Raw genomic sequence first — 15,169 nt, forward strand, 5'->3', positions numbered from 1 at the left:
GAGCTGTTTCGTGGCATTGTGCTGCCTTCACCCTGATTGTCGGAGACAGGACCATGCATGAAAGCGAGGTGATGGGCTGATGGGCGGTGTGTTGTGGAACATCGGTGCCTTTATCGTCGCCCTCGGGCTGCTGGTTGCGGTACATGAATTCGGCCACTTCTGGGTGGCCCGTCGCTGCGGTGTCAAGGTCGAACGTTTCTCCATCGGTTTCGGCAAGGCCATCTGGCGTCGGCTCGGCAAGGATGGCACCGAGTACGTGCTGGCCCTGATCCCCCTCGGCGGTTACGTCAAGATGCTGGACGGCCGGGTGGACGAGCTCAAGCCCGGTGACGAGCAGTACGCTTTCAATCACAAGAGCGTCTGGGCGCGGATGGCCATCGTCGCTGCCGGCCCCATGGCCAACTTCGTGTTTGCCCTGTTCGCCCTCTGGCTGATGTTCATGATCGGCGTGCCCGCCGTCAAACCCGTGGTGGGCGAGGTGCGTCCCGCCTCCATCGTGGCGGCGGCCGGGGTGGAACCCGGCATGGAGATCGTCGGCGTCGGCGGCGAGGAGACCGGTGACTGGGAGAGCGTGACCTATGCCCTCATCAGCCACCTTGGCGATGACTCGGTCCAGCTCAAGCTCAAGGCGGCCAATACCAGCTACGCGGTGGACAAGACCCTGCAACTGGCCGGCTGGAAGTTTGACCCCGACAAGGAGTCTCCCATCGGCAGCCTGGGCATAGTGCCGCTCGGTGGCAAGGTGCTGCCGGTGGTCGATGCGGTGGTGGCCGCGAGCGCCAGCGAGAAGGCCGGCGTTCAGGCGGGCGATCGCATCAAGCGGGTAGGGGAGCAGGAGATCACCGAGTGGGCCCAGTTTGTCCACCAGGTGCAGCAGTCGCCCCAGCAGCCGCTTGAGGTGACCGTCGAGCGGGCGGGCAGCGAGCTGACCCTGACCCTGACGCCGGATGCCAAGAAGGTACGGGGCCAGCTGGTCGGTTTTGTCGGCCTGTCGCCGCAACTGGTTCCATTACCGGATGAGTATCGGATTCTGTTACAGTATGGGCCTTTGCAAGCCCTGTGGCAGGGCGCCCAGAAGACCTGGAGCCTGACCACCCTGACCTTCGACATGATCGGCAAGCTGATCGGTGGCATCGTCTCGCTGGACAACCTGAGCGGCCCCATCTCCATTGCCAAGGGCGCGGGCAGCAGTGCCGACTACGGTCTGGTCTACTTTCTCGGCTTTCTGGCGCTGATCAGCGTCAACCTGGGGATCATCAACCTGTTCCCCCTGCCGGTGCTGGACGGTGGCCATCTGGTCTACTTCCTCATCGAGGCGGTCACCGGCAAGCCGGTATCAGAAAAAATTCAGGAAGTGGGTTTCCGGATTGGCGCCGCCATTCTGATGTTACTGATGGGTATTGCGCTGTTTAATGATTTCGCTCGCCTCTGAGGCCAGAGCATCAACAAGGACACATAAGAACAAAATGGCTGTTAAAAAAGCATTGGTGTTGAGTTGCCTGCTGGGTGCCAGTTTCCTGGCCCAGGCGGCCCCTGCCTCTTTTGTGGTGCAAGATATTCAGGTTGAAGGTCTGCAGCGGGTGACCCTGGGTGCCGCCCTGCTGAACCTGCCGATCCGGGTGGGCGATTCCGTCGATTCCGTGACGCTGGCCAACGCCATCAAGAAGCTCTATGCCTCCGGCAACTTCGAGGACGTCAAGGTCTACCGCGACGGTCAGGTGCTGCAAGTGGCGGTCAAAGAGCGGCCGACCATCTCCAGCATCGAGTTCTCCGGCAACAAGGATATCAAGGAAGAGCAGCTGACCCAGAGTCTGGAGTCCTCCGGCATCCGGGTGGGTGATCCGCTGGATCGCACCGTGCTGAGCTCCCTCGAGAAGGGGCTGGAAGATTTCTACTACGGCGTGGGCAAGTACTCCGCCAAGGTCAAGGCCATCGTCACCCCGCTGCCGCGCAACCGGGTCGACCTCAAGTTCACCTTCGTGGAAGGGGAAGCGGCCAAGATCCAGCAGATCAACATCGTCGGCAACAACGTGTTCCCGGAAGAGAAGCTGCTGGCCCAGCTCTCCCTCAAGGACGACGTGCCCTGGTGGAACTTCACCGGTGACCAGCGTTACCAGAAGCAGAAGCTGGCCGGCGACATCGAAACCCTGCGCTCCTACTACATGGACCGCGGCTACATCCGCTTTACCCAGGAGTCGACCCAGGTCTCCATGACCCCGGACAAGAAGGGGGTCTACGTCACCCTCAACGTCAAGGAAGGGGATCAATACAAGGTGTCCGGCATCCAGCTCAAGGGCGATCTGATCGATCGCGGCGGCGAGATGAAGGGGCTCATCCCCATCGAGACCGGCAGCATCTACTCCGCCAGCCAGGTGACCCACACCGAAGAGGTGCTCTCCAAGTTCCTCGGTCGCTACGGCTACGCCTACCCGAAAGTGGTCACCTTCCCGCAGGTCAACGATCAGACCAAGGAAGTGGAGCTCATCGTCAACATCGAGCCGGGCCCCCGCGTCTATGTGCGCAACATCAACTTCACCGGCAACGTCACCACCAAGGACGAAGTGCTGCGCCGCGAAATGCGTCAGATGGAGGGCACCTGGCTCTCCTCCGACAGCGTCGAGCAGTCCAAGACCCGTCTCAACCGCCTCGGCTTCTTCGAAACCGCCGAAGTGGACACCAAGCGGGTGCCGGGCAGCGATGACCAGGTCGATCTGGACTTCAAGGTCAAGGAGCAGCCGGCCGGTTCCATCAACGCCGGTGTGGGCTACGGTACCGAATCTGGCCTGAGTCTGCAGGCGGGCCTGCAGCAGGACAACTTCATGGGGACCGGCAAGAAGATCGGCATATCCGCCAGTACCAACAAGTACTCCAAGAGCGTCGACCTCAGCTACAACGATCCCTACTTCACCGTGGACGGGGTCAGCCTCGGCGGTCGTCTCTACTACAACCAGTTCAGTGCGGCCGACGCCAACATCGTGGACTACGAGAACACCACCATCGGCTTCCGCCTCTCCAGTGGTTTCCCGGTCAACGAGAACAACCGTCTCGACTTCAGCCTCGGGGTCGAAAACAACAAACTGTCCCAGCCCAACCCCTATCTGCAGGTGGATGAGTTCTGGAAGGTGTACAGCGAGAACAAGGATGGCGACAACCGCATGGTGTTCAACACCGTCGATGTCACCGCCGGTTGGACCCGTTCCACCCTCAACAAGGGCCAGTTCCCGACCGCCGGTGACCGTCAGCGGGTCAACGCCAAGGTGACCGTGCCGGGCATGGATCTGCAGTACTTCAAGCTCAACGCCGAAGACGCGCACTACTTCCCGTTCGATGCGGATCACAAGTGGGTGCTGATGGCCAAGGCGCGTGCCTCCTACGGCAACGGCTACGGCAGCAACGGCAGCTATGACCACGTATTGCCGTTCTTCGAGAACTACTTCGCCGGTGGTTTCGACACCCTGCGCGGCTTCAAGAGCAATACCGTGGGTCCGAAGGCGCTCTACTACTACAACCTGAGCGGCAACGACGTCATCCAGGGTACCGACAGCTCGGTGGGCGGCAATGCCCTGGCGGTCGCCTCCCTCGAGATGATAGTGCCGACGCCGTTTGCGTCCGAGACCTATCAGCCGCAACTGCGGACCAGCTTCTTCATCGATGCCGGTTCCGTGTGGGATACCACCTTCGACTATGACCAGTACCGCAACCGTTGCTTCAGCGGCTGCAACTATCTGGCCGACTATTCGGATCCGACCAACTACCGCGCCTCGGCCGGTCTGTCGCTGCAGTGGCTCTCCCCGATGGGCCCGCTGGTGTTCGCGATTGCCCGTCCGCTCAAGCAGTACGAGGGCGACCGGACCGAGTTCTTCTCATTCAACATCGGCCGTACCTTCTAAGGACGGACTCTGCCCCCACCCAGCGGTGGGGGTATTCAATGATGGGACGCGCAGCTTGCGTGCCTCACCAGGTAACAAGTCGGTCCGGGTACCACTTGCATAATCAGGTAAATCAGGTAGCCCTCACATGAGGGAACAAGGAGTAAGTGTGAATAAAGCGTTGAAAGTAGCTGGTTTGAGTTTTGCACTGATGGCTGCCGGCATGGGCTCCGCCTTGGCCGAGACCAAGATCGCCGTGGTCGACATGGGCGAAGTATTCCAAAAGCTGCCCCAGCGTGAAGCAGTCTCCAAGAAGCTGAAAGGCGAATTCGAGCCGCGCATGCGTGAGCTGCAGAAGCTGGAATCCGACGGTCAGAAACTGGTCGAGAAGTTCAAGAAGGACGAAGCCTTCATGAGCGCCGAGCAGAAGAAGCAGAACCAGGAGAAGCTGGCCAAGCTGCAGATGGAGTTCAACCAGAAGCGTCAGGCGTTTGAACAGGACAACGGTCGCCGTCAGTCCGAAGAGCGCAACAAGATCCTGACCAAGGTGCAGGCTGCCATCGATTCCATCGCCAAGAGCAATGGTTACGATCTGGTGCTGGAGCGCAACGCCGCCCCGTACGCCGCCAGCAAGCTGGACATCTCTGCCCAGGTTATTTCTCAGGTAAGCAAGAGCAACTAATTGATGGCATTCACTCTCGCACAGCTGGCCCAGCAACTGGGGGCCCAGGTCCATGGCGACGGAACCCTGGAAATCCGCAAGGTAGCGACACTGGAAAAGGCCGGGGAGGGGGATATCACCTTCCTGTCCAATAAAAAGTACCGGCATTATCTGGAGCAGAGCAAGGCGACCGCCGTGCTCATCACAGAAGCGGATCTGCCATTTTGTCCCACCAATGCCCTGGTGCTCAAAGACCCCTATGTGGGCTTTGCCCGGGTAGCCCAACTGCTGGACACCACCCCGCAGCCGGCCACGGATATCCATCCGAGCGCCGTCATTGCGGCGGACGTGCAACTGGGCGAGAGAGTGGCCATCGGGGCCAATGCGGTGATCGAATCCGGCGTGGTGCTGGGTGACGATGTGCGCATCGGTCCGGGCTGTTTCGTTGGCAAGAATACCCGACTGGGAGCTCGCTCCCGGTTGTGGGCCAACGTCACCCTGTATCACAACATCACCATGGGCACCGACTGTCTGGTTCAATCCGGCACAGTGATCGGGGCCGATGGGTTCGGTTATGCCAACGAGCGCGGCGAGTGGATCAAGATCCCCCAGCTCGGCGGCGTGACCATCGGCAACCGGGTCGAGATCGGTGCCTGCACCACCATCGACCGCGGCGCGCTGGAAGATACCCGCATCGCTGACAACGTCATCATCGACAACCAGTGCCAGATTGCCCACAACGTCGAGATCGGCTACGGCACCGCCGTGGCGGGCTCCACCGTGATGGCAGGTAGTCTCAAGGTCGGCAAATACTGTATCATTGGCGGCGCCTCCGTCTTTAACGGGCACATGGAGATCTGCGACCAGGCCACCGTTACCGGCATGGCCATGGTGATGCGACCCATTACCGAGCCCGGTGTCTACTCTTCCGGCATCCCCCTGCAAACCAATAAAGAGTGGCGCAAGACCGCCGCCCGGGTGATGCGTATCGAAGAGATGCACAAGCGGTTGAGCAAGCTTGAGAAGAAGCTGGACCAAGAATAATCACGATTGGTATAGGGTACTGTTTTGACTACTGAAAAGAAGAGCCTGGGTATCCAGGAAATAATGGATCTGCTGCCCCACCGTTATCCGTTCCTGATGGTGGACAAGGTGGAAAACTACGAGATCAGCGATGAGCGCAAGACCTTGCGTGCCATCAAGAACGTCTCGTTCAACGAGCCGATCTTTCAGGGCCACTTCCCGGCCAAGCCGGTGTTCCCCGGCGTGCTGATCCTGGAAGCCATGGCACAGGCCACCGGTATCCTGGCGTTTACCATGGTGGGCAAGCCGTCTCCCAACGAACTCTATTACTTTGCCTCAATCGACAACGCTCGTTTCAAGCGTCCGGTGGGCCCCGGCGATCAGCTGGTGCTCGACGTGGAATTCCTGAAAGAGCGTCGCGGTATCGCCAAGTTCACCGGTGTGGCCACGGTCAACGGTGAAGTGGTCTGTACCGCCGAGCTGATGTGCGCCAAACGCGAGGTTTAACACACGTGATCGACCAGACTGCCATCATTCACGATACTGCCGTCGTCCATGAGTCTGCCGTCATCGGTAAAGGGGTTGAAATCGGCCCCTTTTCTGTCATCGGTGCCGAGGTGGAAATCGGCGACAACACCTGGGTCAGCTCCCATGTGGTGATCAAGGGCCCGACCAAGATTGGTCGCGGCAACAAGATCTTCCAGCACACCTCCATCGGTGAGGATTGCCAGGACAAGAAGTACGCCGGCGAGCGCACCTTCCTCGAGATCGGCGACAACAACGTCTTTCGCGAGAACTGCACCGTGCACCGTGGCACCATCCAGGATCAGTCCCTGACCAAGATCGGCAGCGGCAACCTGTTCATGGTCAACGTCCACGTTGCCCACGACTGCATCATCGGTGACAACTGCATCTTCGCCAACAACGCGACCCTGGCGGGCCACGTAGTGATCGGCGATTTCGTGATCTTCGGCGGTCTCTCCGCGATCCACCAGTTCGGCCGCGTCGGCTCCCACGCCTTCGTCGGTGGCTGCGCCGCTCTCAACAAGGACGTGCCGCCCTACGTGATGGCCGCCGGCAACTACGCCAAACCGTTCGGGGTCAACTCCGAGGGGCTGCGTCGCCGCGGTTATACGCCTGAGGCCATCTCCGCCGTCAAGCGCGCCTACAAAGAGATCTTCCGCTCCGGCAAGACCATCGAAGAGGTGCTGCCGGTGCTGATCGAGATGGCGCAAGCCGAGCCGGCCATCCAGCTCTACGTGGATTTCCTCAAAGACAACGAGCGCGGGATCATCCGTGCCTGATCCCGTTCGCATCGGTATCGTCGCCGGAGAAGTTTCCGGCGACATTCTGGCTGCCGGCCTGGTGCGCGAGCTGCAGGCCCGCTACCCGGACGCTCAGTTCGAAGGGATCGCCGGGCCGCGCATGCAGGCCCTCGGCGTGAAGGCGCTGTTCGAGATGGAAGAGCTTTCCGTCATGGGGATCACCGAAGTGCTGGGCCGTCTGCCGCGCATTCTCAAGGTCCGCCGCGAACTGCTGCGCCACTTCATCGCCAATCCGCCCGACATCTTCATCGGGGTGGATGCTCCGGATTTCAATATCGGGGTGGAGCTCAAACTGCGCCGCGCCGGTATCAAGACGGTTCACTACGTCAGCCCCTCGGTGTGGGCCTGGCGCCAGAACCGCATTCACAAGATCAAGGCCGCCACCGACATGGTGCTCGCCTTCCTGCCGTTCGAGAAAGCCTTCTACGACCGCTTCGATGCCCCTTGCCGTTTCGTCGGCCACACCATGGCGGACGACATCCCGCTGGTGCCGGATCAGGCTGCGGTGCGTAGAACCCTCGGCATCGACGCCAACCGACGCTGGCTGGCGGTGCTGCCGGGCAGTCGCAGCGCCGAGGTGGGCTTTATGTCGCCCCTGTTTCTCGAGGCCTGCAAGCACCTGACGGTGCGCTATCCGGATCTCGGTTTCATCGTGCCGCTGGTCAACCAGAAGCGGCGCGAGCAGTTCCTGGCCATCAAGGCCGAGCTGGCGCCGGATCTCGACATGGTGCTGCTGGAAGGGCAGGGCCGTGAGGCGATGATCGCCGCCGACGTGGTGATGCTGGCCTCCGGCACCGCGGCGCTTGAAGCCATGCTGGTGAAAAAGCCGATGGTGGTGGGCTACAAGCTCAAGCCGTTCAGCTACTGGCTGGCCCAGCGGCTGGTGAAGACCGAATTCGTCTCCCTGCCCAACCTGCTGGCCGGTCGCATGCTGGTGCCCGAGCTCATCCAGCACGAATGCACCCCGGAGAATCTGGTGGTCGAGGTGAGCAAGTTCTTCGAGCACGACAACAGCGCGCTGGTGAACACCTTCACCGAGCTGCACCAGCTCATCCGCTGCAACGCGGATCAGCAGGCGGCCGAAGCGGTGGCCGAGCTGCTCGGCAGATAACTTCCGGGCGGCCGCAGGGGCTGCGCCAACGTGACGCCAGGCCCTGCGGGGCCTGTTTTGATTCAAGGCTACAAGATGATGATCGATATTCCTGACGACAGGCTGGTTGCCGGTGTGGACGAGGTGGGCCGTGGCCCGCTGGTGGGTGACGTGGTCACCGCCGCGGTGATTCTTGACCCGGCCAATCCCATCATCGGGCTGAACGACTCCAAGAAGCTCTCCGAGAAGAAGCGGCTCGCCCTGTTTGACGAGATCAAAGAGAAGGCGCTGGCCTGGTCCGTCGGCCGTGCCAGCCCGGCGGAGATCGACGAGCTCAACATCCTGCACGCCACCATGCTGGCGATGCAGCGCGCCGTGGCGGGGCTCTCCATCGCGCCCGAGCTGGTCTTCATCGACGGCAACCGCTGCCCAAGCTTGCCGATGGAGGCCCGCGCCGTGGTCAAGGGCGACAGCCTGGTGGCTGCCATCAGCGCCGCCTCGATCCTCGCCAAGGTGACTCGCGATGCGGAGATGACCGAGCTGGACAGCCGTCATCCCGAGTACGGTTTCGCCCGCCACAAGGGCTATCCGACCGCGGAGCACCTCGCCATCCTGGCCGAGCGCGGCCCGCTGCCCGAATATCGCAAAAGTTTCAAACCGGTGCGTCGCGCACTGGGGATCGAATAGACCATGCAATTTAGTCCGAGCAACGAGAGGGGATGACGATGGCTGAACCCCGTTTTATCCACCTGCGGGTCCACTCCGACTTCTCCATGGTCGACGGCCTGCAGAAGATCAATCCCATCGTCGGCGCGGCGGCGGCCAACAACATGCCGGCGCTGGCGCTGACCGACCAGATGAACATGTGTGGCCTGGTGCGCTTCTACGGTGCCGCCCACGGCAAGGGCGTCAAGCCCATCGTCGGGGCCGACTTCTGGGTGCAGAGTGACGAGCTTGGCGACGAGCAGTTCCGCCTCACCCTGCTTGCCATGGACAACGACGGCTACCAGAACATCACATTGCTCATCTCCCGCGGCTATCAGCGCGGTCACGTGCAGGGGCGCCCGGTCATCGACAAGGCTTGGCTGGCCGAGCACGCCAAGGGAGTGATCGTCCTCTCCGGCGGGCGCGAGGGGGACGTGGGCAAGTTCCTGCTCAAGGGCAACCGCCAGATGACCGAGCAGTGTCTCGCCTTCTATCAGGGCCACTTCCCCGACGCCTATTATCTGGAGCTGCTGCGTACCGGCCGCCCCGATGAAGAGGTCTACCTGCACATGGCGGTGGCCATTGCCACCGAGTTCGCACTGCCGGTGGTGGCCACCAACGAGGTGGTGTTCCTCACCGCCGATGACTTCGACGCCCACGAGATCCGGGTCGCCATCCACGACGGCTATACCCTGATGGACAAGCGCCGCCCGCGCCGTTACAGCCCACAGCAGTACCTGCGCAGCCAGGAGGAGATGGCGGAGCTGTTTGCCGACATCCCTGAGGCGCTGGAGAACACGGTGGAGATCGCCAAGCGCTGCAACGTGACGGTGCGCCTCGGCGAATACTTCCTGCCCAACTTCCCGACCGGTGACATGACCACCGAAGACTTCCTGGTCATGAAGTCGAAAGAGGGGCTGGAGGAGCGACTTGAATTCCTGTTCCCGGATCCGGCCGTGCGGGCCGAGCGCCGTCCCGAGTATGACGAGCGGCTCGACATCGAGCTCAAAGTGATCAACCAGATGGGCTTCCCGGGTTACTTCCTCATCGTGATGGAGTTTATCCAGTGGTCCAAGGACAACGGCATTCCCGTCGGCCCGGGCCGGGGCTCGGGGGCGGGTTCCCTGGTGGCCTACGCACTCAAGATCACCGATCTGGATCCGCTGGAATTTGACCTGCTGTTCGAACGTTTCCTGAACCCCGAGCGGGTATCCATGCCCGACTTCGACGTCGACTTCTGCATGGACAGACGGGACGAGGTGATCGACCACGTCTCCGAGATGTATGGCCGGGAAGCGGTATCGCAGATCATCACCTTCGGCAGCATGGCGGCCAAGGCGGTGGTGCGGGACGTGGGCCGGGTGCTGGGCCACGCTTACGGTTTTGTGGATCGCATCTCCAAGCTGATCCCGCCGGATCCGGGCATGACGCTCGCAAAGGCATTCGAAGCCGAGCCCAAGTTGCCGGAGCTCTACGAGCAGGACGAGGAGGTCAAGGACCTCATCGACATGGCCCGCCGGCTGGAAGGGGTGGTGCGCAACGCCGGTAAACACGCCGGTGGCGTGGTGATCGCGCCCACCAAGATCACCGACTTCGCGCCGCTCTACTGCGATGACGAAGGCCATCACCCGGTCACCCAGTTCGACAAGAACGACGTGGAGTACGCCGGGCTGGTGAAGTTCGACTTCCTGGGCCTGCGCACGCTCACCATCATCGACTGGGCGCTCGGCATGATTAACCCGCGCCTTGCCAAAGAGGGCAAGCCGCCGGTCGACATCGCCGCCATCCCCATCGACGACAAGCGCTCGTTCGACCTGCTGCAGCGCTACGAGACCACCGCGGTATTCCAGCTGGAATCTCGCGGCATGAAGGATCTCATCAAGCGGCTGCAGCCTGACTGCTTCGAAGACATGATCGCTCTGGTGGCGCTGTTTCGCCCGGGCCCGCTGCAGTCGGGCATGGTGGACAACTTCATCGAGCGCAAGCACGGCAAGGAGGCCATCTCCTATCCGGACGAGAAGTGGCAGCACGAAAGCCTGCAGCCGATCCTGGAGCCCACCTACGGCATCATCCTCTATCAGGAGCAGGTGATGCAGATTGCCCAGACCCTGGCGGGTTATACGCTGGGTGGCGCGGACATGCTGCGCCGGGCGATGGGCAAGAAAAAACCCGAAGAGATGGCCAAGCAACGGGCCGGCTTTGAGGAGGGCGCGGTCAAGAACGGTGTCGACGGCGAACTGGCGATGAAGATCTTCGATCTGGTGGAGAAGTTTGCGGGCTACGGCTTCAACAAATCCCACTCTGCCGCCTATGCGCTGGTCTCCTACCAGACCCTCTGGCTCAAGACCCACTTCCCGGCGGAGTTCATGGCGGCGGTGATGACCGCCGACATGGACAACACCGACAAGATAGTGACCCTGGTGGACGAGTGCCAGCGGATGGGGCTGACCGTGATCCCGCCGGATGTGAACACCGGTCGCTACCGCTTCAGCGTCAACGAAGATGGTCACATCGTCTACGGCATCGGCGCGGTGAAGGGGGTGGGGGAAGGCCCCATCGATGCGATCCTGGAAGCGCGGGATCGGGACGGCCCGTTCCGCGATCTGTTCGACTTCTGCAACCGGGTCGACATCAAGAAGCTCAACAAGCGGGTGATGGAGAAGCTCATTCTCTCCGGCGCCATGGACCGGCTCGGCCCCCACCGCGCCGCCCTGATGGCGACTCTGGAGGAGGCGATGCGCGCCGCCGAGCAACACGCCAAGGCGCAGGCGGTGGGTCAGGTCGACATGTTCGGCGTGCTCACCGAAGAGATAGACGACGTCAAGAAGGCGTTCGCCAACGTGCCGCACTGGCCTGACAAGGTGTGGCTGGAAGGGGAGCGCGAGACCCTCGGGCTCTACCTCACCGGTCACCCCATCAACCAGTACAGCGGCGAGCTGCGTCGTTATACCTCGGGCCGGCTGTGCGATCTGCACCCCACCTCCCGCGATACCGTGACCACGGCCGCAGGCTTGGTGATTGCGGCGCGCAGCATGGTGACCAAGCGTGGCAACAAGATGGGGATCTTTACCCTGGACGACCGTTCCGGTCGCCTCGATGTGACCCTGTTCAGTGAAGCGCTGGAAAAGTATGAAGAATTGATGCAAAAAGACCGTATTTTGGTGGTTTCTGGACAGGTCAGCTTTGATGACTTCTCCGGTGGCCTTAAAATGTCGGCCCGTGAATTACTGGATATCAACGATGCGAGAGAGCGTTTTGCCAGGGCGATCCGCATCTCTCTCGATGAACAGCAGATTGATGATCGTTTTTTCCCGCGTTTGTGCGAGATTTTGGAACCCGCCCGTGCCGGAGTTTGTCCGGTTCAGGTAAACTATCGTCGCCCCGGCTCCCGGGTGCGATTGACGCTCGGTACCGAGTGGCGGGTGACGCCCACCGATCAACTGATAGATGACTTGCGCGTCCTGCTTGGACGAGAGCGGGTTGAATTGGTTTTTGATTAGAGGATCTATAGTCCCTATGAGTCTTTTTCTGGATTTTGAACAGCCGATCGCCGAGTTGCAGGCACAGATCGATGAACTGCGCCATGTGAGCGAGCACAACAGTGCCGTGGATCTCAACGAAGACATTCGCCGGCTGGAGAAGAAAAACGAAGAGCTGACCAAGAAGATCTTCGGCGATCTGGGGGCCTGGCAGGTATCCCAGATGGCGCGTCATCCCCAGCGCCCCTATACCCTCGACTACATCGAGCACATCTTCACCGACTTCGACGAGCTGGCCGGCGATCGCGCCTATGCCGATGACAAGGCCATCGTCGGCGGTATCGCCCGTCTCGACGGCGAGCCGGTGATGGTCATCGGCCACCAGAAGGGGCGCGAGACCAAGGAGAAGATCAAGCGCAACTTCGGCATGCCGCGCCCGGAAGGGTATCGCAAGGCCCTGCGCTTGATGGAGATGGCCGAGCGCTTCAAGATGCCGATCATCACCTTCATCGACACCCCGGGCGCCTACCCTGGCGTGGGTGCCGAAGAGCGCGGCCAGTCCGAGGCGATTGCCCGCAACCTGAAAGTGATGGCCGGTCTGACCGTGCCGGTGGTCTGCACCGTGATCGGTGAAGGCGGCTCCGGCGGCGCCCTGGCCATCGGTGTCGGCGATCGCGTCAACATGTTGCAGTACTCCACCTACTCGGTCATCTCGCCGGAAGGGTGCGCCTCCATCCTGTGGAAGAGCGCCGACAAGGCGCCGGTCGCGGCCGACGCCATGGGCATCACCGCCCAGCGCCTGAAGGAGCTGAAACTCATCGACAACATCGTCGAGGAGCCGCTCGGTGGCGCCCACCGCAATGTGGAAAAGATGGCCAAGCGCCTGAAAGACCGCATTCAGCAGGATCTGAACGCCCTGCGCCCGCTCGAGACCGAGCAGCTGCTGGAGCAGCGTTACCAGCGCCTGCTGGGCTACGGCTACTGCTAAGCCCGCTGCGGCGTCGCTCCATGCTGGAAGGCCCCCGCTCTGCGGGGGCCTTCTTTTTTGGGCGAGCGTTTGGGCGAGAGCGGGGCAGTGAAAAATCCTGTTCATATGGATACCTGTTGGCACGATGTTTGCCAAAACCCCCCTGTTGGATCAATTCAACGGCGATTTGTGGCCAAAAAAAGTGGGATCCCGCTCCCGTTTTGCTTAAAGTGATTGTTTCCGATCGACCCGATCGGCATGCCCGCAAGGACGCTCTGCGGACGTAAACAGGCCAGCCCGGCCTGACTCACAGGAATGTTCACCTTCCCGGTGGCCCAGTCTTGTGCAGCACCCTGCTGCGTCCAGCCGCCCCGGTGTTACGTCACTCTCATCGTGCATCGTCTCCATCTGCAGCGAGTGAATCATGAGCGAATCGGTTTTTGAGATCCATGACTGGACCCTGAGCGTCGACGACAACATGCTGTGTCGTCCCGACCGCGAAGTCTACCTCGAGCCCCGGCTGGTCAATCTGTTGCGCTTCCTGGCCAGCAACGCCGGCACGGTATTTGGGCGCGACTGCCTGATCAACGAGGTGTGGGATGGCGCCGAAGTGACCGATCAGGTGGTGACCCAGTCCATCTTCGAGCTGCGCAAGATCCTCAAAGACGGTCGCAACGATGCCGCCGACTACATAGTCACCGTGCCCAAGCGCGGCTACAAGCTGGTGGCGCCGGTGCGGCCGCTGCAAGTGGTGTCGGTGGTGATGGCGCCAGCCGGCGACGAGATCCAGAGCGATTTGAGCCCGCCGCTGGCGGAGGAGGACGCCGAGGCCGTGGTCACCGCAGCCCCCTTCCCGGCCGGCCCGCTGACCCGGGCCATCTCGAGTCACGCCCAGGATGGCCGCAGCCGCTGGAAGATGATCGGCTTCGATGTCTTCGTGGCGGTGATCCTGGTCTCCATCGTCAGCCTGCTCAGCTATCAGCACGCCAGCCCCCAGGTGCACTCCATGCTGGATCCCGACCTGCTGGTGTTTCGCTTTCACTCCGGCATGGATGGCAGCAACGAGAACGTGCGCCTGGCCGACGGCATCACCCGCGCCCTGATGGGGGAGGTGGCCGCCGCCACGCCGCTGCGGGTGCAGTATGGTGCCAACACCCTGATGGGGGGCATCCTGCCCGGCAAGGAGCTGAGCGTGCGGGTCTCCCGCCAGCCGGGGGGCACCTATCTCGATCTGGAGTACCGCAACATCAATACCAACCGGGTGCTGTTCAGCCACCAGTACCAGCTCAGCCGTCACAACGTGCACGGGGTATTGCAGGCGAGCAGTCAGGATCTGCTGCGTGCCCTCGATCAGCCGGACGTGCTGCCCGGCATGGGCTGGCCGACGGATGACGGGGCGCTGATGGCCATGATGGAGGCGCACTACTACATCAACAGCCAGGATCCGGTGGCCCTCAGACGCGGCGTCGAGCTGCTCGACAAGTCGCTGGCCAGTCAGCCGGATCAGCCGTTGCTGCTGGCGGAGCGTTATCTGGCCGGGGAGGCGCTGGCGACCCTGACGGGGACTCCCCAGAGCGAGCGCCTGCAGGGCATAGGCACCCATCTGGCCAGCGTGGTACGGGATCAGGCCGCCCTGCCGGCCCGGGTCTGGGAGGCCCTCACCTTGCAGGCGATCCTGAACGGACAGCAGCAGGAGGCTACCCGCCTGCTGGCCGAGGCCGCCAGCCGGGGCCGCTCCGTGCTCTATCACATTCTGCGCGGCAAGCTGGCCGAGCTGGATGGCCGCCCCGAGGCGGCGGGGGATGCCTACAGCCAGGCCTTCCTGATGGAGGCGACCGAGCAGACCTATCTGCTCTGCCAGCAGCTCGGTTTTTACAGCAATATGGAAACCCTCACCCCGGCCCTGTTCAATGCCCTTGGCCAGAGCAAGGTGAAGCTGTTCTGACTTCTTTCGGGGCCATCTTGGCCCTGTCGCCAAGGCGGCGCTCACCGCCGGTTGCCTAGGGGCGCCGGCGGGTGCGCCGCCAGACATCATCTCTCAGCCCTCCCC

11 protein-coding genes are annotated in these 15,169 nt (G+C 62.0%); all 11 read left to right on the top strand.

What is annotated here, in order from left to right:
- Nucleotides 1-79: 79 nt before the first annotated feature.
- The 11 genes from rseP (at nt 80) to cadC (ending at nt 15,064) form a co-directional block, all read left to right on the top strand.
- Nucleotides 80-1,432 carry a sigma E protease regulator RseP gene (gene rseP / locus OKC29_RS11425; RefSeq protein ID WP_016349871.1) on the top strand — a complete coding sequence of 451 codons (1,353 nt, stop codon included), beginning with the start codon at nt 80-82 and terminating at the stop codon, nt 1,430-1,432.
- Between the two features lie 34 nt (nt 1,433-1,466).
- Entirely contained in the window at nt 1,467-3,890 is a 2,424-nt protein-coding gene (gene bamA, locus OKC29_RS11430; RefSeq protein WP_011705100.1) for an outer membrane protein assembly factor BamA, read from the top strand.
- Nucleotides 3,891-4,038: 148 nt separating this feature from the next.
- Complete coding sequence (locus tag OKC29_RS11435) at nt 4,039-4,551, top strand: OmpH family outer membrane protein (RefSeq protein ID WP_011705101.1); 513 nt, start codon at nt 4,039-4,041, stop codon at nt 4,549-4,551.
- Between the two features lie 3 nt (nt 4,552-4,554).
- A complete protein-coding gene (lpxD, locus tag OKC29_RS11440; RefSeq protein ID WP_011705102.1) occupies nt 4,555-5,574 on the top strand; it encodes a UDP-3-O-(3-hydroxymyristoyl)glucosamine N-acyltransferase in 1,020 nt (339 codons plus the stop codon).
- A gap of 24 nt (nt 5,575-5,598) precedes the next feature.
- Nucleotides 5,599-6,060, top strand: a complete 462-nt coding sequence (gene fabZ / locus OKC29_RS11445; RefSeq protein WP_010634777.1) for a 3-hydroxyacyl-ACP dehydratase FabZ — start codon at nt 5,599-5,601, stop codon at nt 6,058-6,060.
- Nucleotides 6,061-6,065: 5 nt separating this feature from the next.
- Nucleotides 6,066-6,857 (top strand): acyl-ACP--UDP-N-acetylglucosamine O-acyltransferase, encoded by a 792-nt coding sequence (gene lpxA, locus OKC29_RS11450; RefSeq protein WP_073349223.1) that lies wholly within the window; start codon nt 6,066-6,068, stop codon nt 6,855-6,857.
- The gene (gene lpxB, locus OKC29_RS11455; RefSeq protein WP_011705104.1) at nt 6,850-7,989 is read left to right on the top strand and encodes a lipid-A-disaccharide synthase; all 1,140 of its coding nucleotides are present in this window, start codon (nt 6,850-6,852) and stop codon (nt 7,987-7,989) included. The genes lpxA and lpxB overlap by 8 nt, the downstream gene beginning before the upstream one ends.
- A 75-nt stretch (nt 7,990-8,064) precedes the next feature.
- Nucleotides 8,065-8,655 carry a ribonuclease HII gene (rnhB, locus tag OKC29_RS11460; protein ID WP_026080161.1) on the top strand — a complete coding sequence of 197 codons (591 nt, stop codon included), beginning with the start codon at nt 8,065-8,067 and terminating at the stop codon, nt 8,653-8,655.
- A gap of 38 nt (nt 8,656-8,693) precedes the next feature.
- On the top strand, nt 8,694-12,173 hold the full coding sequence (gene dnaE, locus OKC29_RS11465; protein ID WP_073352361.1) for a DNA polymerase III subunit alpha: 3,480 nt from the start codon (nt 8,694-8,696) through the stop codon (nt 12,171-12,173).
- A 16-nt stretch (nt 12,174-12,189) separates the two neighbouring features.
- The gene (accA, locus tag OKC29_RS11470) at nt 12,190-13,140 is read left to right on the top strand and encodes an acetyl-CoA carboxylase carboxyl transferase subunit alpha (RefSeq protein ID WP_026080159.1); all 951 of its coding nucleotides are present in this window, start codon (nt 12,190-12,192) and stop codon (nt 13,138-13,140) included.
- 403 nt (nt 13,141-13,543) lie between these two features.
- Entirely contained in the window at nt 13,544-15,064 is a 1,521-nt protein-coding gene (gene cadC, locus OKC29_RS11475) for a lysine decarboxylation/transport transcriptional activator CadC (protein ID WP_060388762.1), read from the top strand.
- Nucleotides 15,065-15,169 lie beyond the last annotated feature (105 nt).

Origin of the sequence: Aeromonas sp. QDB34 (assembly GCF_027705405.1) — a bacterium.
GTDB classification, from domain to species: Bacteria; Pseudomonadota; Gammaproteobacteria; order Enterobacterales; family Aeromonadaceae; genus Aeromonas; species Aeromonas hydrophila.